This window comes from Janthinobacterium sp. LM6, assembly GCF_002002885.1.
Lineage (GTDB): Bacteria > Pseudomonadota > Gammaproteobacteria > Burkholderiales > Burkholderiaceae_D > Janthinobacterium > Janthinobacterium kumbetense.
This window is the reverse complement of record NZ_CP019510.1, coordinates 1,268,397-1,290,600: the sequence shown is the minus strand read 5'-3', so window position 1 is coordinate 1,290,600 and position 22,204 is coordinate 1,268,397. Positions and strand designations below refer to the sequence as shown.

Below are 22,204 nucleotides of genomic sequence, written 5' to 3'. Positions count from 1 at the left end.
GCCATGACGCGCACCCTGGTCTTCGGCGGCGCCCGTTCCGGCAAGAGCGCCTATGCGGAAAAGCTGGCCCGCGAGTCGGGCAAGAAAGTGATCTACATCGCCACCGCGCAAGCGGGCGATGGCGAAATGGCCACGCGCATCACGCATCACCGTGCGCAGCGCCCGGCCGGGTGGGTGACTATCGAAGAACCGCTGCGCCTGGGCGACGCCATCCTGCGGGAGGCACGGCCAGGCCGCCTGCTGCTGCTCGACTGCCTGACCCTGTGGCTGACGAATCTGATGTTTTCCACTGGCGAGACTTATCCGGACGTGGGCGACATCGCCCTGCCCGAACTGTTCCACAGCGAGCGCGCGCACCTGCTGTACGCGCTGGCCGAACTTGGCGATACCGATTGCGACCTTATTCTGGTATCGAACGAAGTGGGCATGGGCATCGTACCATATGGCGCCATCTCGCGCTGCTTCACCGATGAAGCGGGCCGGCTGAACCAGGCCGTGGCGGCCATCTGCGACAGGGCCGTATTTGTCGCCGCCGGCCTGCCGCTGCACCTGAAAGGCGCCCCATGCTGAGCGGCTTGTCGCTGCCCATGCTGGCCGCCTTGATGGCGGCGGGCGTGCTGCTCGACATGCTGCTGGGAGAAACGCGCCGCTGGCATCCGCTGGTGGGCTTTGGCCGCATCGCCAGCGCGCTGGAGCGCCTGCTGAACCGGAGCCGTGGGCGTTTCCTGCGCGGCGCGCTGGCCTGGTCGCTGGCCGTGCTGCCCATCAGCTATGCCGCCTGGTGGCTGTGCGGCCTGGCCGGCGCGGCGCTGCACGTCTTCCTGCTGTATCTGTGCCTGGGCCTGCGCAGCCTGCGCGACCACAATCAGCCGATCGCCGACGCCCTGGCCATCGATGACCTGGACAACGCGCGCCTGCTGACGGCGCGCATCGTCAGCCGCGACACGGCCGACGCCGACGCGGCCAGCCTGGCCAAGGCCAGCACGGAGTCCTTGCTGGAAAACGGCAACGACGCCGTCTTCGGCACCCTGTTCTGGTTTGCCGTGGCGGGCGGCCCCGGCGCCGTGCTCTTCAGGCTGGCCAATACCCTCGACGCCATGTGGGGCTACCGCAATGCGCGCTACGACTGGTTCGGCTGCTGCGCCGCGCGCATCGACGACATATTGAATTACCTGCCGGCGCGCCTGACGGCCATGTCTTATGTCTTGCTGGGCAAGCGCATGGCGGACAAACAGCGCGCATGGCAATGCTGGCGCACGCAGGCGCCCAACTGGGGCAGTCCGAACGCGGGGCCCGTGATGGCCAGCGGCGCCGGCGCCCTGGGCCTGGCCTTGGGCGGCGACGCCATCTATAACGGCGAGCTGGAACGCCGCCCGCCGCTGGGCAGCGGCCGTCCTGCCGAAGCGCGCGACATCGACCGCGCCTGGCGCCTGGTGGCCGAAACCGCCGTGCTGTGGCTGATCTGGATGGCGTTGCTGGCCGGGCTGTATTACCTGCGGGGGAAATACCTTGCTTGAACATGGCGGCAACCTGCGCGACGCCGCGCGCGAATATGACCGGCCAATCGCCGACTGGATCGACCTGTCGACCGGCATCAACCCGCACTGGTATGCAGTGCCAGCACCCGACGCCAACGCCTGGCACCGGCTGCCGGAAGCCGATCCCGCGCTGGCGGCCGCCGCCTGCGCCTATTACGGTGCGCCAGCTCTGCTACCGGTCGCCGGCACGCAGGCCGCCATCCAGGCCCTGCCCCGGCTGCGCGCGCCATCGCGCGTGGTGGTGGCCGCGCCGTCGTATGCGGAACATGCGCACCACTGGGGCCAGCACGGCCATCAATTGCGGCAAGTGCCGTATGCGCAGCTGGCCGCTGCGGTGGACGGCTGCGACGTGCTGGTCGTCTGCAATCCGAACAATCCCACGGGCGAACGCATCGCACCGGAACTGCTGCTGGAGTGGGCCGCCAAGCTGGCCGCGCGCGGCGGCTGGCTGGTGGTCGATGAAGCGTTTGGCGATACGGAATCGCACGCCAGCCTCGGTCCGCACTCGGACCAGCCGGGTTTGATCGTGCTGCGTTCGGTGGGCAAATTCTTTGGCCTGGCGGGGCTGCGCCTGGGCTTTGTCGCGGCCCATCCCGCCCTGCTAGCGCAACTGGCCGACATGCTGGGCCCATGGACCGTCAGCGGCCCGGCGCAGCAAGTGGCGCTGGCGGCCTTGAACGACACGCATTGGCAGCACACGATGCGCGAGCGCCTGCGCGGCGAAGGCACCCGCCTGCACCAGCTGCTGGCCTCGCACGGCATCGCCAGCAACGGCACGGCGCTGTTTCAATGGTGGCCGGAAGCACGTGCCACCGCCTTCTGGCGCCACATGGCGGAATCGGGCATCTGGGTGCGCCTGTTCCGCCACGCTGCGCACGGCATCCGCCTGGGCCTGCCCCCCGACGAACATGCCTGGCTGCGCCTGCAGCAGGCCCTCACCACATGGAAGCACACATGAACCACTTGAAAACAGCACTGCTGCTGGCCGGACTGGTCTCGCTGCAAACACACGCCGCCATCACCGTGCGCGACGACGACGGCAATACCGTCACCGTGGCAAAACCGGCGCAGCGCATCCTGGCGCTGGCGCCGCACGTGACGGAACTGCTGTTCGCAGCCGGTGGCGGCGACAGGATCGCCGGTGTCGTCAGCTACAGCGACTTCCCGGAAGCGGCAAAGCAGATCACGCAAGTGGGCGACAACCGCCAGTACGACATGGAGCGCATCATCGCCCTGAAGCCGGACCTGATCGTCGTGTGGATGCATGGCAGCGCCGAGCGCCAGATCGCCATGCTGCGCCAGCTGAAGGTGCCGATTTATCACAGCGAACCGCGCAAGCTGGCCGACATCCCCGACAGCATGGAGCGCCTGGGCCAGCTGATGGGAACGGAAAAAACCGCCAAACCGGCCGCCGCCCAGCTGCGCGCCAAACTGGCCAGCTTGACGGCGCAATACGCGCAGCGTCCGCCCGTGCGCGTGTTTTATCAGGTGTGGGACAAGCCTCTATATACCTTGAGCGGCGCGAGCATCATCAGCGACTCCATGCGCGTGTGCGGCGCGCAAAATGTCTTTGCCGCGATGAAGGTGGTGGCGCCCGTCGTCACGCCGGAAGGCGTGCTGCAGGAAGACCCGGAAGTCATCTTCGGCACCAGCGAAAAAAGCGATGCGCGCAGCGAAGGCGGCCTGGCCATGTGGCGCGCCTTCCCGTCGATGACGGCCGTGCGCAAGAATAATCTGTTCCGCCTGAATGGCGACCTGCTGAACCGCGCCGGGCCGCGCATGATCGAAGGCACGGTCGCCATGTGCGAACAGCTGGAAACGGCCCGCCAGCGCCGCGCCAAGTCCGCACCATGAGCCACTACCAGCGCATCGCCTGTTTGTCGACGGAAGCCGTGGAAACGCTGTATGCGCTGGGTGCCGAAGACGTCATAGCGGGCATTTCCGGCTTTACCGTGCGCCCACCACGGGCGCGCGAGGAAAAAACCAGGATCAGCGGTTTTTCATCCACGAACCTGGAACGCATCCTGGCAGTGAAACCCGACCTCGTAATCGGCTTTTGCGACATGCAGGCGGACATTTGCCGCGACCTGGTCAAGGCCGGTGTCGAAGTACACCAGTTCAACCAGCGCACGGTGGACGGCATCCTGCGCATGATCGGCGTGCTGGCCGCGCTGGTGCGGCGCGAGGAAGCGGGCAACGTGCTGATCGCCAGCCTGCGCGCGGACATCGCCGCCGCCCGGGCTCGCGCCGCGGCCTGGACGCGCAAACCCGTGATTTACTTTGAAGAGTGGAACGATCCCCTGATGAGCGGTACCGGCTGGGCGGCCGAATTGATCGACATCGCCGGCGGCACGGACGCCTTCCCGGAATTGTCCGCCCATCCTGGCGCGAAAGAGCGCATCATCGCCGATCCACAGGAGGTGGTGCGGCGCGCGCCCGACATCATCATCGCCAGCTGGTGCGGCAAGAAGTTCCAGCCGGTGCAGCTGACGGCACGCCCGGGCTGGGATGCGATTCCCGCCGTACGCAATGACATGCTGTTCGAGATCAAGTCGCCCGACATTCTTTCGCCCGGTCCGGCCGCCATCACGCAAGGCTTGCGCCAGATCAGCAACATCATCGCGCAGTGGCAGGAGAATCAGAAAGAGCGGCAGGCATGAAGAGTCCCTTCCCCGCCCTGATGGTGCAAGGCACGACGTCGGATGCGGGCAAGAGCACCGTCGTCGCAGCGCTGTGCCGCCTTTTGAAACGCCGTGGCGTGACGGTAGCGCCGTTCAAGCCGCAAAACATGGCATTGAATAGCGCGGTGACGAGCGATGGCGGCGAGATCGGGCGCGCGCAAGCCTTGCAGGCGCTGGCCTGCGGCATCGCGCCGCATACGGACATGAATCCGGTGCTATTGAAACCGTCGTCGAACACGGGCGCGCAAGTGATCATCCACGGCAAGGTGCGCGCCGAGATGGATGCGCGCGACTACCAGCAATACAAGAGCATCGCCATGGGCGCCGTGCTCGAATCCTACGCGCGACTGCGCCGGCAGTACGACGCCGTCGTCGTCGAAGGCGCGGGCAGTCCCGCCGAAGTCAACCTGCGCGCGCGCGACATCGCCAACATGGGCTTTGCGGAAGCCGTCGACTGCCCCGTGATCCTGGTGGCCGACATCGACCGTGGCGGCGTCTTCGCGCACATCATCGGTACCCTCGCGTGCCTGTCCGACAGCGAACGGGCGCGCATCCTTGGCTTCGTCATCAACCGCTTTCGCGGCGACATCTCGCTGCTACAACCGGGCATCGAGTGGCTGGAACAGCAGACGGGCAAACCCGTGCTGGCCGTGCTGCCCTACCTGCAAGGCCTGTTCCTCGATGCGGAAGACGCCGTCGAAGCGATGCAGGCCGAACGCGGCGCCTTCAAGGTGGTGGTGCCGCAACTGCCGCGCATCAGCAACCACACGGATCTCGACGCGCTTCGCGCCCACCCCGATATCGACCTGCAATTCATCCAGCAGGGGCAGCCGATTCCTGCGGCCGACCTGGTGATCCTGCCAGGCAGCAAGAACACGCGCGGCGACCTGGCCTGGCTGCAGCAGCAAGGCTGGCCCGCCTACCTGGCCAGACACCTGCGCTATGGCGGCAAGGTGCTCGGCATCTGCGGCGGCTTCCAGATGCTGGGGCAAAGCGTGTGCGATCCGCTGGGCGTGGAAGGCGTGGCGGGAGAGTCAAAGGCACTGGGCTTGCTCGACATGGTGACGGAGCTGACGAGCGACAAGCGGCTGGAACAGGTGCAGGGTCACTGCGCCTTCGCCGGTGCGGAAAACGCACCCGTGGCAGGCTATGAAATCCACATGGGCGTCTCGCATGGCGCGGCGCTGGCGCAACCGGCCTTTGTCATCGACGGCCGTCCGGAAGGGGCGGTATCGGGCGACGGGCAAATCCTCGGCAGCTATTTGCACGGCATGTTCGACACGCCCGCCGCGTGTTCGGCACTGCTTCGCTGGGCGGGGCTGGACTCCGGCCACGCGGTGGACACCGCCGCCCTGCGCGAGGCCAGCCTCGAACGCATCGCCGATGCGGCCATCCCGCTGCTGGCGGCCCTGGATCGCATCAAGCGCTAGCGATTACTTTTTCAGGCACACGCCCATGTACGAGCGGTCGGTCGAAAACTCGACCGCCATGCTCGATGACACGGGCATGAACATCGAGTAATCTGCCGGCACATCGGCCGGGTCCTTGAACACGGCGATGCCATCGAAATCGACGGCTTGCGCGCCCAGGCCCAGCTTGTTGACGGTGATGGTTTCCGCGTGCGTCTTACCCGTCGTGTTATTCGTCAGGGTGGCGGTGCTGCCGGCAACGACGATGTTCGCGCTGATGCCCGGCGCCGAGCAGGCGTAGCTGCCGGCGATTTCGGTACCGATCTTCTGTTGTTTGGCCGCCACGATGGTGCCCACGCGCAACACGTTCTGCTGGTTGCGGCTGTAGCGGTCGATGAACAGCGCCAGCCCCCGGTCGCCGGCATGCACGTGGACAATGCCGAAATCCTGCTGGCCCTGGCGGGCGACGAGCAAACCGGTCTTCGCATCCTTGACCAGGGTCAGGCTGGCATTTTCCGCTTCCAGCTGCGGCGATACTGGCGAGCACACGCCTTGCGCATTGAACACGCCGCCATTGCACAGTTGCGCGCTGCCATCGGCCGCTACCTTGAGGCTGCCCTTCGGATTGAAGCGGTCGCCACCATTCGAGGCATTCCGCATGGCGCCCAGGAAGATATAGTTGCCGGCCAGCTTGGCCACATCGGTGGCGGCATAGCCGGTGCCGCTGACGGTCGAGACCATGCTACCCAATTTGATATTGCCCGACAGAAGACGCGTGCGCGCATCGACGGTGACGCTGAAATCCGTTGCCGTGTAGGTGGTGAGATTGCCGCTGGTGGACGCGGTAAACGTGCCGCTGCGGTCGTTCAAGCCGAACTGCGTCGACAGCACGCGGATGGCATAGGTTTTCTTGACGCTGTCGAACGTGATGCGCCAGGTGTCGCCTATATAGGCAGCCACGTCATACACGCTTTCATCGGCGCTGGCGCCGGCAATGACGCTCAAGCCAGCCTCCTTGGCCACGGCATCTGACGCCACCGTCACGCTGTCGGCGGGCACGACGGGAGGCGTGACCACGACGGGCGGTGTAACGGGTGCTGCCGGCGTGCCGCCATCGCTGCCGCCACCGCATGCGGACAGGGCCGCGCCCAGGACAAGGAACGTAAATGCGTTTTTCATGTGGTGTGACTTTCGAGGAAAAGAGGCCGGAGCTGCCAGAAAACACATGCTAGCCTTGTCCGAAATCTATTGCCATAGAACAAATGTTCCATGGACGATGCCCCCGGCACGCTGCCAGAATGACGGGCGCGGGAGGCACGCGGACGCCATTTATGTGACAATTCATCGTACTGTCGGCTCCGTTTCTCCTCCTCAGGCACATCCATGACCAGTTCCCCGATTAAAAGCTACCTTCCCTGGGTGGTCGCCACCGCCTTGTTCATGGAGCAACTCGACTCCACCATCGTCAACACCGCCATTCCCGCCATGGCCGCCAGCCTCAACGTGACGCCGCTGAGCCTGAAGGCCGTCGTCACCAGTTATATCCTGAGCCTGGCCGTGTGCATTCCCATCAGCGGCTGGATGGCCGACCGCTTCGGCACGCGGCGCGTGTTTTCCGCCGCCGTCGCCATCTTTACCATCGCCTCCATCCTGTGCGGCCTGTCCGTGAATGCGCCCATGCTGGTGGCCGCGCGCCTGCTGCAAGGGGTGGGCGCGGCCATGATGATGCCGGTGGGCCGACTGACCATCATCCGCACCTTTCCCAAGTCGCAACTGCTGGCGGCCATGAATTTCGTCATCATTCCCGCCCTGATCGGCCCCCTGCTGGGACCCACGGTCGGCGGGCTGATCGTGCACTGGCTGTCGTGGCGCGAGATTTTCTTCGTCAACGTGCCTGTCGGCCTGGTGGCGCTGTATCTGGCGCACCGCTACATGCCCGACTATTACGGCGACAAGCCCCGTCCGCTGGACCTGATCGGCCTGGTGTTGTTCGGCACGGGCATCGCGCTGCTGTCATGGTTGCTGGAAATTTTTGGCGAACACCGCATCGACGGCACCTCGTTTGCCGTGCTGCTGTTCATCTCCATCAGCCTGCTGGCCGCGTATGTCTGGCATTCGAGCGAAGTGCTGCATCCGCTGCTGCGCCTGACCCTGTTCAAGATCCGCACCTTCCGCGTTTCCGTGGTGGGCGGCTTCGTCACGCGCCTGGGCGTGGGCGGCCTGCCCTTCCTGTTGCCGCTGCTGTACCAGCTGGGCCTGGGCTTACCCGCCTGGCAATCGGGCTTGCTGATGATGCCGTCGGCCGCTGCCGCCATGGGCATGAAATTCATTTCCGCGCGCGTACTGGCCCGCTTCGGCTACCGTCAGGTACTGATCGTCAACACCGTGCTGATCGGCGTGACCATCGCCATGTTTTCGCAGGTGAACGCGGGCACGTCCCTGTACGTCATCGTCGTCATCAGCCTATGCATGGGCTTTTTCAATTCGCTGCAATTTTCCAGCATGAATACCATCGCGTATGCCGACGTCGACAAGAACGATTCGAGCATGGCCAGCACTATCGCCAGCTCGATGCAGCAACTGTCGATGAGCTTTGGCCTCGCCTTCGGTTCGCTGATCACGGGCTGGTACCTGGGCGACATGCCGCAGTCGGACCGCGCCATGCTCAGCACGGCCCTGCACCACGCCTTCCTCACCCTGGCCGCCCTGACGGTGCTGTCTTCGCTGACCTTCTGGACCTTGCGCCGTGACGATGGCGAAAGCATCAGCAAGGGCACGGACAGCGACGAGGAGGATGCGGCCGACGTCAAGGCCCAGGCCGTTGTGCAGACGGAAGTGCAAACTACGAAAGGCTGAGCCACATCAAGCTTGCCGCCAGCGCCGCTGGTACTTTTGCCTGACGCTGCTATCGTGATGGCAGGAGGTGCACATGGCGGCCGAGCGGCGCTTTGCGTGGAAGGGCACGGACCGCCATGGCAAGCCGGTCGACGGCGTCTTGCGCGCCGCCGACGCCTGCGCTGCCAAGGCCGCATTGAGAAGCCAGGGCATCCTGGCCACCCGGGTGCAGGCTGCGGGCAGCGTACCCGGCAAGGCAATCACGCGCAAGGATATCGCGCTGTTTACGCGCCAGCTGTCGACCATGATGGCGGCCGGCGTGCCGCTGCTGCACGCCTTCGACATCGCCGGCAAGGGCCATGCCAAGCCCGCGATCACGGCGCTAATGCGCGACTTGCGCCACGATATCGAGGCGGGCAGCAGCCTGCAACAGGCGTTCCGCCAGTTCCCGCTGCTGTTTGACGAACTGTATTGCAACCTGCTGGCGGCAGGCGAACAGGCCGGCATCGTGCAAGACTTGCTGGCGCGCCTGGCCACGCACCAGGAAAAGGCCATCGCCCTGCGGCGGAAGGTGCGCGGCGCGCTGATGTATCCGCTGGCCATCGTGCTCGTCGCCATCGTCGTCACGGCCATCATCATGAGCGTGGTCGTGCCCGCTTTCCGCCAGGTCTTCGACAGCTTCGGCGCGCCGTTGCCGCTGCCCACCCTGCTCGTCATGGGCGTGTCCGCCTTTGTTGTCCGCTACTGGCTGGCCTTGCTGGCGGTGCTCGTGCTGGCTTGCGTGCTGTTGCACCTGGCCTGGCGCCGCTCTCCCGCGTGGCGGCGCAACACGCAACTGCGGGCGCTGCACCTGCCCGTGTTCGGTCCCCTCTTGCGCAAGGCGGCAATCGCCCGCTGGACGCGCACCTTGGCCGCCATGTTCGCCGCCGGCGTACCGCTGCTCGACTCGCTCGGCCTGGTGGGCGCCGCCTCCGGCCACGCGCTGTACCAGGAAGCGACAACGCGCATCGAACGCGAAATCCGCGCCGGCGGCAGCCTGGCCCTGGCCATGGAACACAGCGGCGTGTTTCCCCCCTTGCTGACGCAGCTGACCCTGATCGGCGAAGAGTCCGGCGCGCTCGACGCCATGCTGTCGCGCGCGGCCGATATCATCGAGGCGGACATCGACGCTATGGTCGCCACCCTTTCCACGCTGCTGGAACCGGCACTGATGGTGGTGCTTGGCATACTCGTCGGTTCCCTCGTGATCGCCCTGTATTTGCCGATTTTCAAGCTGGGGGCCGTGATTTGACCATTCACCTGTGCAAAACGTCCCCATGCGCTGGCAGATGTTTTACACTGCGGCAGTGCCAGGCAATGTTTGCGCGGCAACATTCATCACCTCAGACAAGTTCACCATGCTGCAAGATACCCTGCTGTTCGCCGCGCCCGGCAATCTGCCCGTCACCCTCGTTGCCGCCCTGTTCGGCCTGATCGTCGGCAGCTTCCTCAACGTGGTGATCCACCGCGTGCCGAAAATGATGCAGCGCGAATCCGATAATTATGTGGCGGAAGAAAGCGGCTTGCCCTTGCCGCACACGGACCGCTACAACCTGATGCTGCCGCACTCGAACTGCACCGCTTGCGGCCACCGCATCACGGCCATGGAAAACATTCCCGTCGTCAGCTACCTGCTGCTGCGCGGCAAATGCAGCGCCTGCCAAGCGCCCATCTCCGTGCGCTATCCGCTGGTCGAGCTGCTGACGGGCGCGCTGTCGGCCCTCCTGGTCTGGCACTTCGGCAGCGGCTGGACGGGCCTGGCCACGCTCGTGTTTGCCTGGCTGCTGATCGCCATGACCTTCATCGACGCCGATACGCAAATGCTGCCCGACGACCTCACCTTCCCCCTGCTGTGGGCCGGCTTGCTGATCAATATCAACGGTACTTTTGTGCCCCTGCAAGACGCCGTCATCGGCGCGGCCGCCGGCTACCTGGCCCTGTGGGCCGTGTACTGGGCCTTCAAGCTGGCGACAGGCAAGGAGGGAATGGGCTATGGTGACTTCAAATTGCTGGCGGCGCTCGGTGCGTGGCTGGGCTGGACCATGCTGCCGACGATCATCTTATTGTCATCGCTGGTCGGCGCCGTGGTCGGCATCGGCCTGATCGTCTTCGCCAAGCGGGGGCGCGACAAACCGATTCCGTTCGGCCCCTACCTGGCGGCGGCAGGCCTGATCGCACTGCTGTACGGCACGCCCCTGTCGCGCCTCACGCTGGGCCTGACCAGCTGACCCGCGCAACACTGCCCCTATGGAAAAACACATGCAACTACATAACGCACCGTATTTCAGCGTGGGTCTCACCGGCGGCATCGGTTGCGGCAAGAGCACCGTGGCCGACCAGTTCGCCGCGCTGGGCGCCTCTATCGTCGACACGGACCAGATCGCGCACAGCCTGACGGCGCCAAATGGCACGGCCATGCCGGCCCTGGTGGCGGAATTCGGCCCCGACTACGCCGATGCGCGCGGCGCACTCGACCGCACAAAAATGCGCAACCTCGTGTTTGCCGACGCCGCCGCCAAGGCAAAACTGGAAGCCATCCTGCACCCGCGCATCCGCCAGGCGACCCTGGCGGCGGCCGCCGAAGCGACGGGCAGCTACGTGATCTTTGCCGTGCCCCTGCTCGTCGAGTCCGGCGGCTGGGTGGAACGGGTCAACCGGGTTCTCGTCATCGATTGCCTGGAAAGCCTGCAAGTATCGCGCGTGATGGCGCGCAATGGCTTGTCGGAAGAACAAGTCAAAGCCATCATGGCCACGCAGGCCACGCGCGCCATGCGCCTGGCGGCGGCGGACGATGTGATCGACAATAATGGCGATTTGGCCGCCCTGGCGCCGCAGATTGCCCAGTTGCACGATTTATATCTGGCATTTTCAAAAAGAATGGCCGGAATCGGGCCGCAACGTTTGTAATTTGTCGACGCTTGGTTCAAAATCACGGGATTGTTTGCAGGTCCTTACTTAAGGGAATTATTTTGATTGTCTACGAATACCCTTTCAACGAACGCATACGTACCTTGTTGCGGCTGGAAGACCTGTACGACAAATTCAAGTTCTTCATCCAGCAAGAGCATGCAATGCAGCACCATGTTGCCTTGGCAACTATTTTCGATATGCTCGAAGTGGCCGGCCGCGCCGACCTGAAGTCCGACCTGCTGCAGGAACTCGAGCGCCAGCGCCAAAGCCTGCTCGGCTACCGCAGCAATCCGAATGTGGAACCGGAAACGCTCGATGCCATCCTCGGCGAACTCGACAGCGTCAGCGGCGCCCTGGTGGCGGCGCAAGGCAAGACGGGCCAGAATATCCGCGACAATGAATGGCTGATGAGCATCCGCGGCCGCACCATCATCCCGGGCGGCGCCTGCGAATTCGACTTGCCGTCCTACTTTGCCTGGCAGAAACGCAGCTCGGAACAGCGCCTGACCGATATCCATGCCTGGTTCGCCCCGCTCGCCCCGCTGTTCGACGCACTGGCCCTGGTTTTACGCCTGCTGCGCGATTCCGGCGGACCCGTTAAACTGATCGCCAATGGCGGCAGCTACCAGCAAATGCTGCAAGGCAAGGTGTACCAGATGCTGCGCCTGAGCCTGGATGAAAGCAGCGGCGCCATCCCGGAAATTTCCGCCAATAAATATATGCTGTGGGTACGCTTCACCACCCAGGGCGGCGACTTGAAGCCCAAGCCGCTGGAAGAAGATGTCCCGTTCGAGCTCACGCTCTGTAATTTTTAATTGTTACTTATTTGCCCCATCATGACCGTCGTTAATTGCCCTACCTGTGCCGCCAAAGTCGAATGGACTGAAGCCAACAAATTCCGCCCCTTCTGCTCGGAACGCTGCAAGCAGATCGACCTGGGTGCCTGGGCCGAAGAGAAATACACGATCCCCGCCGCCGACCCGTTCGAAGATCCGCTGGCGGACGAAGACAACAAGCCGCAATAATAACGTCTATCAAACCTACTGCGCGTCGCGGGTCGCGGTCTGCGATGCTCACTGCCTCGGCGGCCCCGTACTCGGTACAGTTGCGCTTCTCAACCACCACCCACTTCCGCTCGCTACGGTTTTATTAGACGTTAAAAAAGCATCAGGTAAACGGATTTTCCAGGCGCAGCCCCTGCGCCGCGAAACTGTCGAGCCTGCCGCTGACCACCGTCAAGCCATAGGCGATGCCCATCGCCGCGATCTGCCCATCGACGCCATGCGCATGGCCGCGAGCATGCAGGCGTGCGCACACGAGCGCGCAATCGAGGTCGAATTCCAGCAGCCGCGGCGCATAGTCTGCCAGCACGGCTTCCAGCCAGCCTTCCAGCGCCAGTGCTTCCAGCGCCGCTTCGCGCCGCCAGCTGCGCTGTATGCCTGCGCGCAACTGCGCGATCACCTGCACCGGCACATAGCGCATTTCCGGCACCACCCGTTCGAAAAAAGCACGCACGCCCTCCGGCGCAGCGCTGCCCTTGCGCGCTGCAACAATCACATCCGTGTCGACCAGGTAGGCGGACATCGCACGTCAGATGCGACGCTCGAAATCCGCGTCCAGCCCCACGTCGGGCATGCCGCGCAGAATATCATCGAGCGGACGCTTCGGCAGCGGCCGCAAGGCGCTGCGCAGAATGTCGCGGTGTTCGTCTTCGATGCTGCGGCCATGCGCGCGGGCACGCTTGTGCAGGGCGGCAATCAGCAATTCATCGGTATCGGTAAAGGTCAGTGTCAGCGGCATGCGCAACTCCCCAATGCTAGATGAAAGCACTGTAGCGCAAAGCGCGCGCGATACAAGGAAAGTAACAGGAAAGCTTGCGCCAGCACGCAGCATGGTGCTGCCCGCTGGCACAAGTGTCAATCAGGCAGGCGCCAGCGATTCCCGGCGTACCTCGTCGAGCCATTCCAGCAAGGGAATGGTGGCCGGCAACAAGGGTTCCACGCCGACCGTGCCCTGCCAGGCGAACGCCTGCCCTTCCAGGCTTTGCGGCTCGCCGCGCCACTCGCGGCTGATATAGAAATGCAGGCGCACATGGGCGTGCGGATACACATATTCGACGCCGCACCAGGCTTCGGCGCTGTCGATATACAGCCCCAGTTCCTCGACGAACTCGCGTTTCAAGGCATCCAAAATGGCTTCGCCCGGTTCGACTTTGCCGCCAGGAAACTCCCAGTAGCCATCATACGGCTTGCCGGCCGGGCGCTGGCCCAGCAACACGTCGCCATTCGGCTTCATCAGGATGCCGACGGCGACGTCCACCGGTGTGACTTTCACCTCGCTCATTGCGGCAACTTTCCCGCAGGTAGTTTCCCAGCATAATCGCGCGCAAATTGCCAGGCGACACGGCCCGAACGGGAACCGCGCTGCAAGGCCCAGCGCAGGGCGTCGCCGCGCGCCTGCGCGATCTGCTCCGGCGTGCAGCCGAACGAAGCGAGCCAGTGCGCCGCGATATCGAGATAATCATCCTGCTTGAACGGGTAGAACGACAGCCACAGGCCGAAGCGCTCGGACAGCGAGATTTTTTCTTCCACCGTCTCGCCCGGGTGCAGGTCGCCATCGTCGTCCGTCTTGTAGCTGCTGTTGTCCGACATGCGTTCGGGCATCAGGTGACGGCGGTTCGAAGTGGCGTAGATCAGCACATTGTCCGATTGCGCGGCGATGCTGCCGTCGAGCGCCACTTTCAGCGCCTTGTAGCCGCTTTCGCCCTCTTCGAACGACAGGTCGTCGCAAAAGATGATGAAGCGCTCGGGGCGCGCCGCCACCAGGTCGACGATGTCGGGCAAGTCGGCAAGATCCGCCTTGTCCACTTCGATCAGGCGCAGGCCTTGATCGGCAAACTGGTTCAGGCATGCCTTGATCAGCGACGACTTGCCCGTGCCGCGCGCACCCGTCAGCAGCACGTTGTTGGCCGGACGGCTGGCCACGAACTGGCGCGTGTTTTGCTCGATCTGCGCCTTTTGCGTGCCGATATTGTGCAAGTCATCCAAGGCGATGGACGACACGTGCGCCACCGCCTGCAGATGGCTGGCCGCGCCCTGGCGCCGGCGCCAGCGGAAGGCAAAGCTGTTCCAGTCGGTCGCCGGCAAGGCCGGCGGCAAGATCGACTCGAGGCGCGCCAGTACCCGTTCGGCGCGGATCAGGAATTGATCGAGGCCGGTCATGAGCGGTAGTCGGCGTTGATCGACACGTAGTCATGCGACAAATCGCACGTCCACAGGGTGGCCGTGGCATCGCCGCGCGCCAGTTTCACGCGGATGGTGATTTCGCTTTGCTGCATCACGCGCTGGCCGTCCTGTTCCTGGTAGTCAGGGTTGCGGCCGCCGTTCTTGGCCACCCACACGTCGTCCAGGTACAGGTTCAATTGACCCACGTCCAGGTCGTCCACGCCCGCGTAGCCGATGGCGGCCAGGATGCGGCCCAGGTTCGGGTCGGAGGCAAAGAAGGCCGTTTTCACCAGCGGCGAATGGGCGATGGAATAGGCGATCTTGCGGCACTCTTCCACGTTGCGGCCGTCTTCCACGGTCACCGTCATGAACTTGGTGGCACCTTCGCCGTCGCGCACGATGGCTTGCGCGAGAAAAGTAGACAGTTCGGTCACGGCAGCGGCCAGTGCCGCATAGTGCGGCGAATCGATGGAATCGATGACCAGGCTGCCCGCGCCCGTGGCCACCAGCATGAACGAGTCATTGGTGGACGTGTCGCCGTCGATGGTGATGCAGTTGAACGATTTATCGGCCGCCTGTTTCACCAGCTGGTCCAGCACCGGTTGCGCCACGGTGGCGTCGAAAGCGAGGAAACCCAGCATGGTGGCCATGTTCGGCTTGATCATGCCGGCGCCCTTGCTGATGCCCGTCAGGGTGACCGCGTGACCGCCGACGGTAACGGTGCGCGAGCCGGCTTTCGGCTGCGTGTCGGTGGTCATGATGGCTTCGGCGGCCGAGAACCAGTTGTCCGGCGTCAGTGCGGCCACGGCTTGCGGCAAGCCGGCGACCAGGCGCTGCACGGGCAAGGGTTCGAGGATCACGCCGGTGGAAAACGGCAGGATTTGCTGCGGCGTGCAGCCCAGCAGCTCGGCCAGCGCGGCGCAGCTGGCCTGTGCGTCGGCCAGGCCCGATTCGCCCGTGCCCGCATTCGCGTTGCCCGTATTGACCAGCAGCGCGCGGATCGGCGCGGCGCCGGCCGTCACGGCGGCCAGGTTGGCCTTCGAGATTTGCACGGGTGCGGCGCAGAAGCGGTTCAAGGTGAATACGCCGGCCACGGTGGCCGTCGGCGCCAGTTTCAATACCAGCAAATCCTTGCGGTTGGGTTTCTTGATGCCGGCTTCGGCAACACCGATTTCAATGCCGGCGACGGCTTTCAAGTCGGCGGCGACGGGCTTGGGGGAATTGACGGCCATGGTGATTTCTTCTGCGAGGGAAAAGGGAAGCGCTATTGTAGCGCCTTCGCGGCGCAGGTGAACATGCGACAAGGGAATAGTCGCGCCGGCCAGGGCGGTCCCGCAGCGGGTCGGCAACATGACCAGGCTTGCGATTTATCAGAACGCTGCCGCCTGGCGGCGCTAAGGTATAGGAACAGACGATCACGCGTCTCGCACAAGCGCCCGGGGAGGGGATGTCATGGCGCATGGAAAATCCTACCGCATGCATCGCAGCGATTCAGGCTTGTCATGCCGGTTGCGTCTATGGTGCTTATGCTGCCTGCTTTGCCTGCTGGCCTCGTTGACGGCCTGTACGCTGCCAGGCGAACCGGCCGATCATGCCGTCGGCCACGCCACCGATCTGGCATCCGAAGCGCCGGCCGCTGAAACGCCGCCAGCCGCAGAATTCCCACCCACGACCGGGGTGGGACGGCCACCGCCAACCTTCCCATGGAGCAGCTCATGGTCAGGCATCGGCGGCTTGATCGACAACCTGGGTAACCTGACCGGCAGCAGCGGCATGCCCAAGCCTGGCAACGATCCACCGCCGGCCGGCGCCGTGCACGTCACCGTGTACTACGCCACCGACAGGCAATACCAGGCCAGCAGCCGCAGCTATGGCTGGCAGCCCAACCGCGCCGCGCCCCACCTGAGCTACGGCAGCGTCCTCGTCAGCATTCCTGAAAAAAGAGCGCCGGGCGAACTGCCGTTGCCGCCCTGGTACGCCATCCTGTCCGGCGACGATGCGCAAAAATATGTGCTGATCAAGGGAACCACGCGCCTGTCGCGCGCGGATTTCCTCGCCACCGTCAAGGCACGCATTCAAGCCGCCCCGGAACGGCATGCCGCCTTCATCTATATCCATGGCTACAGCAATTCCTTTGACGATGCGGCCCGGCGCACGGCGCAGATGGCGGTCGACCTCGATATTGGCGCCCTGCCCGTGTTTTACAGCTGGCCATCGAAAGGCACCTTGGCCGGCTACGAATACGACCAGAATTCCGCCGAATGGACGCAGGCGCACCTGCAGGCGTTCCTGGCCGATTTCGCCGAGCACTCCTCCGCCACGGATATCTACCTCATCGCCCACAGCATGGGCAACCGCCCGATGACCGTGGCCCTGGCCAACCTGCTGGAAAAGCGTCCCGACCTGCTGCCCCTGTTCAAGCAGGTGGTGCTGGCGGCGCCGGACATCAATGCCGATGTCTTCCGCGACCAGATCGCCCCCCGCTTTGCCAGCCTCAAGCTCCCCGCCACCCTGTACGCGTCCGCGAACGACAAGGCGATCCGCGCTTCCTACAGCTTTGCCGACTGGGACAGGATAGGCGATATCCGCGGCCCCGTCGTCGGCATCCCCGGCATGGAACTCGTCGATGCCTCGGCCGTCATCATGAACTTCATGGGGCACGATTACTTCGCCAGCAACCGCGTCTTGCTGACCGATATCGCCACCATGATCAAGACGGGGCAACGGGCAAAAAACCGCGGCGGCTTGAAGGGCATTCCCTCGCAGGCGCCGCAATACTGGGCCTTTCCCTGAGCAGGGAGCGGGCAAGACATGCCGGGCATAAAAAAAACGGAGACCGCGGTCTCCGTTTTTGTTCAGTCCATGCAGCGGGCTTTACGCCAGCTTGCCGTGGCAAGCCTTGTACTTCTTGCCGCTGCCGCAAGGGCATGGGTCGTTGCGGCCCACTTTGACGCCCATGCTCACGCTCATGTCGTCGACGTTATCCATGTTGCCGCCGGCAGCAGGAGCCAGCAATTCTTCCGGCGCCGCGTTCGGGTCGAATTCGGCGTGCTGGTAGTGCACGTTTTCCACGTGCGACTGCTGCATCGCCTGTTCGGCCGCATCGACTTCTTCGCGCGACTGGATACGCACCGTCATCACGTGTTTCGTGACGTCGTTCTTGATCATGTCGAGCATCTGGCCAAACAGTTCAAACGCTTCGCGCTTGTATTCCTGCTTCGGATTCTTCTGCGCATAACCGCGCAGGTGAATGCCCTGGCGCAGGTGATCGAGCGCCGCCAGGTGTTCACGCCAGTGGCTGTCCACGCTTTGCAGCATGACATTGCGTTCGAAGCCGCCAAACGATTCCTTGCCGACGATATCGATCTTCGACTGGTACACGGCATCGGCCGCGGCCAGCACTTTTTCCAGTATCTCTTCGTCCGTCAGGGTCGAATCGGCTTCCAGCATTTCATGCAGCGGCAAGTCGAGCTGCCATTCGCTGGACAGGGTATTTTCCAGGCCCTTGATATCCCACTGCTCTTCCACCGATTCATGCGGCACGTACTCGTGCACCAGGTCGGTGAACACGCCATGACGCAAGGAAGCGATCATGTCGGAAATATCGGTCGTTTCCAGCAACTCGTTACGCTGCTGGTAGATGACTTTACGCTGGTCGTTGGCGACGTCATCGTATTCCAGCAATTGCTTGCGGATGTCAAAGTTGCGCGCTTCGACCTTGCGCTGGGCCGACTCGATCGAACGCGAGACGATGCCTGCCTCGATCGGTTCGCCTTCCGGCATTTTCAGGCGGTCCATCACGGCGCGCACGCGGTCGCCGGCAAAGATGCGCAGCAGCGCGTCGTCGAGCGACAGGTAGAAGCGCGACGACCCCGGATCACCCTGGCGGCCGGCACGGCCACGCAGCTGATTGTCGACGCGGCGCGATTCGTGGCGTTCGGTGCCGATGATGTGCAAGCCGCCCGCATTGACCACGTGGTCGTGCAGCGATTGCCATTCATCGCGCAAGGTCTGCGACTGGGCTGCCTTGTCGGCGTCGCTCAGTTCAGCATTGGCTTCGATGAACTTGATCTGGTTCTCGACGTTACCGCCCAACACGATGTCCGTACCGCGACCGGCCATGTTGGTGGCGATGGTGATGGCTTTCGGACGGCCTGCCTGGGCGATGATTTCCGCTTCGCGCGCATGCTGTTTCGCGTTCAGCACGTTATGCGGCAAACCGGCCTTGGTCAGGATGCCAGACAGCAGTTCCGAGTTCTCGATCGAGGTCGTACCCACCAGCACCGGCTGGCCGCGCTCGTAGCAGTCGCGGATGTCGTTCAACATCGCGTTGTATTTTTCCGCCGACGATTTATAGACCTGATCCTGGCGGTCCTTGCGCTGCAGCGGACGATTTTGCGGGATCACGACCGTTTCCAGGCCGTAGATTTCCTGGAATTCGTACGCTTCGGTATCGGCCGTACCCGTCATGCCTGCCAGCTTGGCGTACATGCGGAAGTAGTTCTGGAAAGTGATCGAGGCCAGGGTCTGGTTCTCGTTCTGGATCTTGACGCCTTCTTTCGCTTCGACGGCCTGGTGCAAGCCATCGGACCAGCGGCGGCCCGTCATCAGACGGCCCGTGAATTCATCGACGATTACCACTTCATTGTTCTGCACCACATAGTGCTGATCCTTGAAGTACAGCGCATGCGCGCGCAGGGCCGCATACAGGTGGTGCACGAGGGTGATGTTGGCCGAATCGTACAGCGAGGCGCCTTCCGGCAGCAGGCCCATCTCCATCAGGATGCCTTCGGCCTTTTCGTGGCCCGCTTCCGTCAGCAGCACCTGGTGCGCTTTTTCATCCTTGGTGTAGTCGCCCGGCACTTCAACCTTGCCCTTGCCGTCCGGCGTTTCTTCGCCGATCTGCAAAGTCAGGCGCGCAGGCACTTCATTGATCTTGTGATACAGGTCCGTATGGTTCTCGGCCTGGCCCGAAATGATCAACGGCGTACGCGCTTCATCGATCAGGATCGAGTCGACTTCATCGACGATGCCGAAGTTCAGGCTGCGCTGCACGCGCTCGCGCGCTTCGTAGACCATGTTGTCGCGCAAGAAGTCGAAACCGAATTCGTTATTCGTGCCATACGTGATGTCGGAGTTGTACGCCTGCTGCTTGGCGCTGTGCTCCATCTGCGACATGTTCACGCCCGTCGACAGGCCCAGCCACGCATACAGGCGGCCCATGGTCTCGGCATCGCGCTGTGCCAGGTAATCATTGACGGTGACGATATGCACGCCCTTGCCCGACAAGGCATTCAGGTAGGCTGGCAAAGTTGCCATCAGGGTCTTGCCCTCGCCCGTGCCCATTTCCGCGATCTTGCCAAAATGCAAGACCATGCCGCCGATCATCTGCACATCGAAATGGCGCATGCGCAGGACGCGCTTGCTGGCCTCGCGGCAGACGGCAAAGGCTTCCGGCAACAAGGCATCGAGCGATTCGCCGGCGGCGATGCGTTCCTTGAAGGCAGGCGTCTTCGCTTGCAGCTCGGCATCCGACAGCTTTTCGATGGCCGGCTCGAGCGCATTGATCTCGCGTACCGTTTTTTGGTATTGCTTGAGCAGCCGCTGGTTGCGGCTACCGAAAATCTGGGTCAGTAATGACATGCTTGAATTCTTGAAAAAACGCCGTTAAAAAAAGCTCGGTAGGGAACAACGAGGAAGTAATCGCGTCACCGCACGGAGTTCGACTATGGCAAAAGACGATGATTTTATCATGCGTTCCCGACATGGTTGGGGTAATGCGCCATATAACAATAGCTTAATGACAAACAAATGGCAGAAATTGCGGACATTTTCCATACTGTAAGGCAATACGGTCCGCCCGCCTGCACCACACCCGCCGCCGCACTCGTCACGCGGGGGCGAGTGTGCTATGTTTCGGCCATGCGAACTCCCACTTATTCTCCGGCACCGCGCCGCGGCTACGGCTTTGCCCGCTCCGGCCCGGCCGTCACGGGCGCAACCGATTTTCTGCGCGGCAACGCGACGATGGCCTCCCTGATGCCCACCGTCACGCGCCTGGCCGCCCTGCAAAAAGATTGCGCCAAGGCCTTGCCGGCCATGTTCGAGCATTGCGACATCCTGCAATTCGAGAGCGGCCAACTGGTGCTGGCCACGCCGAACGCGGCGCTGGCAGCCAAGCTCAAGCAGCAATTGCCAAAATTGCAAGGGGAGCTGGAAAGAAAAGGCTGGCAGATTTCAGGCATCAAGCTGAAAGTGCAAGTCATCAAGAGCATCGCGCCCATCGTGCATACGCGGGCGCTGGTCTTGCCGGAAAAAGCCATGTCGGCCCTGGAAGAGCTGAGCACGGCCCTGCCCGCGTCGAAACAGAACGAGCAATTGATCGCGGCGCTGCGCAATATGCTGCGCCACCACCGCGAACCAAAAGATTAAGAACACCATGCGGCGTCTTGACACCTCAGAAAACCGTAGCGAGCGGAAGGGAGAGGTGGCTAAGAAGCGCAACCGTACGAAGGTACGGGGGCGCCGAGCCGGTGAGCATCGCAGGCCGCCTATACCGACGCGCAGTAGGTTTAATGAGGTGTCGCTCAGATCAGGTAAGCGACCACTCGCGCTCCATCTGGCGCAGGTAGGATTGCGGCGCCGCCTCATTGGTATCGAAGGAAACTATTTCATACGATTCCGGCTGCTCCAGCAGCGCCAGCAGCAGCTGGTTGTTCAGCGCGTGGCCCGACTTGTGCGCCGTGTAATACGCGAGCAAGGGGTGGCCCACCAGGTATAGGTCGCCGATGGCGTCGAGGATCTTGTGGCGCACAAATTCGTCTTCATAGCGCAAGCCATCGGCGTTGAGGATGCGGTACTCATCCATCACGATGGCGTTTTCCAGCGAACCGCCACGCGCCAGGCCCATGCCGCGCAAGCTTTCCACGTCCTGCATGAAACCGAAGGTGCGTGCGCGCGCCACGTCGTGCACATACGACACGTCGCCGAAGTCGACCGAGGCGCGCTGCATCGTGCCATCGACGGCCGGATGATTGAATTCGATGAAGAAGTCGAGCTTGAAGCCGTCGTACGGCGACAGGCGAGCCCATTTCTCCGCGTCGCCCTTGCCGTGACGCACTTCCACAGGCTTGATGACCTTGATGAATTTCTTTGGCGCTTGTTGCTCTTCCACACCAGCCTGCTGCAGCAGGTAGACGAAGGACGAGGCGGAACCGTCCATGATGGGAATTTCTTCCGCATTCACGTCGATATACATATTGTCGACGCCCAGGCCGGCCGCCGCCGACATCAGGTGTTCCACTGTAGAAACCCTGGCGCCATCCTTGATCAGCACGGAAGCCATGCGCGTATCGCCCACGGCCATGGCGCTGGCGGGGAACTCGACGATGGGATCGAGGTCGATGCGGCGAAACACAATGCCCGTGTCGATCGCGGCAGGACGCAGAGTCAGCTCCACCTTGGTGCCAGAGTGCAAACCGACACCGATGGTGCGGACCTGTTGTTTGATAGTGCGTTGTTTTAACATCTGTCGATTATATCTATTTGCCGGATTTTCGTTGCGGCGC

Annotated in this window: 22 protein-coding genes; 14 read left to right on the top strand and 8 right to left on the bottom strand. The window is 63.2% G+C overall.

Going from position 1 to position 22,204, the window contains the following annotated elements; translation table 11 throughout:
- Positions 1-3: 3 nt before the first annotated feature.
- From cobU to BZG29_RS05755, 6 genes are read left to right on the top strand one after another with little or no spacing between them, the layout of a single operon-like run.
- Positions 4-570 (top strand): bifunctional adenosylcobinamide kinase/adenosylcobinamide-phosphate guanylyltransferase, encoded by a 567-nt coding sequence (cobU, locus tag BZG29_RS05780; RefSeq protein WP_077399923.1) that lies wholly within the window; start codon positions 4-6, stop codon positions 568-570.
- Complete coding sequence (cbiB, locus tag BZG29_RS05775) at positions 564-1,517, top strand: adenosylcobinamide-phosphate synthase CbiB (protein WP_077399920.1); 954 nt, start codon at positions 564-566, stop codon at positions 1,515-1,517. Before cobU ends, cbiB begins: the two co-directional genes overlap by 7 nt.
- Positions 1,510-2,496, top strand: a complete 987-nt coding sequence (gene cobD, locus BZG29_RS05770; protein ID WP_077399917.1) for a threonine-phosphate decarboxylase CobD — start codon at positions 1,510-1,512, stop codon at positions 2,494-2,496. Before cbiB ends, cobD begins: the two co-directional genes overlap by 8 nt.
- The gene (locus BZG29_RS05765; RefSeq protein ID WP_077399914.1) at positions 2,493-3,392 is read left to right on the top strand and encodes a cobalamin-binding protein; all 900 of its coding nucleotides are present in this window, start codon (positions 2,493-2,495) and stop codon (positions 3,390-3,392) included. Before cobD ends, BZG29_RS05765 begins: the two co-directional genes overlap by 4 nt.
- Positions 3,389-4,198: an ABC transporter substrate-binding protein gene (locus tag BZG29_RS05760; protein WP_077399911.1), complete on the top strand. Its 810-nt coding sequence runs from the start codon at positions 3,389-3,391 to the stop codon at positions 4,196-4,198. Before BZG29_RS05765 ends, BZG29_RS05760 begins: the two co-directional genes overlap by 4 nt.
- Entirely contained in the window at positions 4,195-5,649 is a 1,455-nt protein-coding gene (locus BZG29_RS05755; protein WP_077399908.1) for a cobyric acid synthase, read from the top strand. The genes BZG29_RS05760 and BZG29_RS05755 overlap by 4 nt, the downstream gene beginning before the upstream one ends.
- A 3-nt stretch (positions 5,650-5,652) precedes the next feature.
- On the opposite strand, the gene BZG29_RS05750 is transcribed toward BZG29_RS05755, so the two are convergent.
- Positions 5,653-6,807 carry a hypothetical protein gene (locus BZG29_RS05750; RefSeq protein ID WP_077399905.1) on the bottom strand — a complete coding sequence of 385 codons (1,155 nt, stop codon included), beginning with the start codon at positions 6,805-6,807 and terminating at the stop codon, positions 5,653-5,655.
- Between the two features lie 204 nt (positions 6,808-7,011).
- On the opposite strand from BZG29_RS05750, the gene BZG29_RS05745 reads away from it, so the two are divergent.
- The 6 genes from BZG29_RS05745 to yacG all read left to right on the top strand — a co-directional run bounded on the left by BZG29_RS05745 (position 7,012) and on the right by yacG (position 12,437).
- On the top strand, positions 7,012-8,484 hold the full coding sequence (locus tag BZG29_RS05745) for a DHA2 family efflux MFS transporter permease subunit (protein ID WP_253192789.1): 1,473 nt from the start codon (positions 7,012-7,014) through the stop codon (positions 8,482-8,484).
- Positions 8,485-8,557: 73 nt separating this feature from the next.
- A complete protein-coding gene (locus BZG29_RS05740; protein ID WP_077399902.1) occupies positions 8,558-9,754 on the top strand; it encodes a type II secretion system F family protein in 1,197 nt (398 codons plus the stop codon).
- A gap of 106 nt (positions 9,755-9,860) precedes the next feature.
- Positions 9,861-10,730, top strand: coding sequence for an A24 family peptidase (locus BZG29_RS05735; protein WP_077408974.1), 870 nt, complete (start codon positions 9,861-9,863; stop codon positions 10,728-10,730).
- A gap of 31 nt (positions 10,731-10,761) precedes the next feature.
- Positions 10,762-11,409: a dephospho-CoA kinase gene (gene coaE / locus BZG29_RS05730; protein ID WP_077399899.1), complete on the top strand. Its 648-nt coding sequence runs from the start codon at positions 10,762-10,764 to the stop codon at positions 11,407-11,409.
- A 62-nt stretch (positions 11,410-11,471) separates the two neighbouring features.
- Positions 11,472-12,227, top strand: coding sequence for a cell division protein ZapD (gene zapD, locus BZG29_RS05725; RefSeq protein WP_077399896.1), 756 nt, complete (start codon positions 11,472-11,474; stop codon positions 12,225-12,227).
- A gap of 18 nt (positions 12,228-12,245) precedes the next feature.
- Positions 12,246-12,437: a DNA gyrase inhibitor YacG gene (yacG, locus tag BZG29_RS05720; RefSeq protein WP_034748814.1), complete on the top strand. Its 192-nt coding sequence runs from the start codon at positions 12,246-12,248 to the stop codon at positions 12,435-12,437.
- Between the two features lie 142 nt (positions 12,438-12,579).
- Here the strand turns inward: yacG and BZG29_RS05715 are convergent, their stop codons facing one another.
- From BZG29_RS05715 to argJ, 5 genes are all read right to left on the bottom strand, one after another.
- A complete protein-coding gene (locus BZG29_RS05715) occupies positions 12,580-12,996 on the bottom strand; it encodes a PIN domain-containing protein (RefSeq protein WP_077399893.1) in 417 nt (138 codons plus the stop codon).
- A 6-nt stretch (positions 12,997-13,002) separates the two neighbouring features.
- Positions 13,003-13,212, bottom strand: a complete 210-nt coding sequence (locus tag BZG29_RS05710) for a hypothetical protein (RefSeq protein WP_077399890.1) — start codon at positions 13,210-13,212, stop codon at positions 13,003-13,005.
- A 120-nt stretch (positions 13,213-13,332) separates the two neighbouring features.
- Positions 13,333-13,755 (bottom strand): NUDIX domain-containing protein, encoded by a 423-nt coding sequence (locus BZG29_RS05705; RefSeq protein WP_077399887.1) that lies wholly within the window; start codon positions 13,753-13,755, stop codon positions 13,333-13,335.
- A complete protein-coding gene (locus BZG29_RS05700; RefSeq protein WP_077399884.1) occupies positions 13,752-14,633 on the bottom strand; it encodes an ATP-binding protein in 882 nt (293 codons plus the stop codon). The genes BZG29_RS05705 and BZG29_RS05700 overlap by 4 nt, the downstream gene beginning before the upstream one ends.
- On the bottom strand, positions 14,630-15,868 hold the full coding sequence (gene argJ / locus BZG29_RS05695) for a bifunctional glutamate N-acetyltransferase/amino-acid acetyltransferase ArgJ (protein WP_077399881.1): 1,239 nt from the start codon (positions 15,866-15,868) through the stop codon (positions 14,630-14,632). The genes BZG29_RS05700 and argJ overlap by 4 nt, the downstream gene beginning before the upstream one ends.
- A gap of 322 nt (positions 15,869-16,190) precedes the next feature.
- Between argJ and BZG29_RS05690 the strand changes: the two genes are divergently transcribed.
- On the top strand, positions 16,191-17,429 hold the full coding sequence (locus tag BZG29_RS05690; protein ID WP_171984943.1) for an alpha/beta hydrolase: 1,239 nt from the start codon (positions 16,191-16,193) through the stop codon (positions 17,427-17,429).
- A gap of 81 nt (positions 17,430-17,510) precedes the next feature.
- On the opposite strand, the gene secA is transcribed toward BZG29_RS05690, so the two are convergent.
- Positions 17,511-20,279: a preprotein translocase subunit SecA gene (gene secA / locus BZG29_RS05685; protein WP_077399875.1), complete on the bottom strand. Its 2,769-nt coding sequence runs from the start codon at positions 20,277-20,279 to the stop codon at positions 17,511-17,513.
- 279 nt (positions 20,280-20,558) lie between these two features.
- Between secA and BZG29_RS05680 the strand changes: the two genes are divergently transcribed.
- Positions 20,559-21,068: a DciA family protein gene (locus tag BZG29_RS05680; protein ID WP_077399872.1), complete on the top strand. Its 510-nt coding sequence runs from the start codon at positions 20,559-20,561 to the stop codon at positions 21,066-21,068.
- Between the two features lie 160 nt (positions 21,069-21,228).
- Here BZG29_RS05680 and lpxC read toward each other — a convergent pair whose 3' ends face one another.
- Positions 21,229-22,164 carry a UDP-3-O-acyl-N-acetylglucosamine deacetylase gene (gene lpxC, locus BZG29_RS05675; RefSeq protein ID WP_077399869.1) on the bottom strand — a complete coding sequence of 312 codons (936 nt, stop codon included), beginning with the start codon at positions 22,162-22,164 and terminating at the stop codon, positions 21,229-21,231.
- Positions 22,165-22,204 lie beyond the last annotated feature (40 nt).

Bases quoted from the DNA above. Each gene is read 5' to 3' on its own strand.
- cobU (WP_077399923.1), top strand. From the start codon at position 4: ATGACGCGCACCCTGGTCTTCGGCGGCGCCCGTTCCGGCAAGAGCGCC.
- cbiB (WP_077399920.1), top strand. From the start codon at position 564: ATGCTGAGCGGCTTGTCGCTGCCCATGCTGGCCGCCTTGATGGCGGCG.
- BZG29_RS05765 (WP_077399914.1), top strand. From the start codon at position 2,493: ATGAACCACTTGAAAACAGCACTGCTGCTGGCCGGACTGGTCTCGCTG.
- BZG29_RS05760 (WP_077399911.1), top strand. From the start codon at position 3,389: ATGAGCCACTACCAGCGCATCGCCTGTTTGTCGACGGAAGCCGTGGAA.
- BZG29_RS05755 (WP_077399908.1), top strand. From the start codon at position 4,195: ATGAAGAGTCCCTTCCCCGCCCTGATGGTGCAAGGCACGACGTCGGAT.
- BZG29_RS05750 (WP_077399905.1), bottom strand. From the start codon at position 6,807: ATGAAAAACGCATTTACGTTCCTTGTCCTGGGCGCGGCCCTGTCCGCA.
- BZG29_RS05745 (WP_253192789.1), top strand. From the start codon at position 7,012: ATGACCAGTTCCCCGATTAAAAGCTACCTTCCCTGGGTGGTCGCCACC.
- BZG29_RS05740 (WP_077399902.1), top strand. From the start codon at position 8,558: ATGGCGGCCGAGCGGCGCTTTGCGTGGAAGGGCACGGACCGCCATGGC.
- BZG29_RS05735 (WP_077408974.1), top strand. From the start codon at position 9,861: ATGCTGCAAGATACCCTGCTGTTCGCCGCGCCCGGCAATCTGCCCGTC.
- coaE (WP_077399899.1), top strand. From the start codon at position 10,762: ATGCAACTACATAACGCACCGTATTTCAGCGTGGGTCTCACCGGCGGC.
- BZG29_RS05715 (WP_077399893.1), bottom strand. From the start codon at position 12,996: ATGTCCGCCTACCTGGTCGACACGGATGTGATTGTTGCAGCGCGCAAG.
- BZG29_RS05710 (WP_077399890.1), bottom strand. From the start codon at position 13,212: ATGCCGCTGACACTGACCTTTACCGATACCGATGAATTGCTGATTGCC.
- BZG29_RS05705 (WP_077399887.1), bottom strand. From the start codon at position 13,755: ATGAGCGAGGTGAAAGTCACACCGGTGGACGTCGCCGTCGGCATCCTG.
- BZG29_RS05700 (WP_077399884.1), bottom strand. From the start codon at position 14,633: ATGACCGGCCTCGATCAATTCCTGATCCGCGCCGAACGGGTACTGGCG.
- argJ (WP_077399881.1), bottom strand. From the start codon at position 15,868: ATGGCCGTCAATTCCCCCAAGCCCGTCGCCGCCGACTTGAAAGCCGTC.
- secA (WP_077399875.1), bottom strand. From the start codon at position 20,279: ATGTCATTACTGACCCAGATTTTCGGTAGCCGCAACCAGCGGCTGCTC.
- BZG29_RS05680 (WP_077399872.1), top strand. From the start codon at position 20,559: ATGCGAACTCCCACTTATTCTCCGGCACCGCGCCGCGGCTACGGCTTT.
- lpxC (WP_077399869.1), bottom strand. From the start codon at position 22,164: ATGTTAAAACAACGCACTATCAAACAACAGGTCCGCACCATCGGTGTC.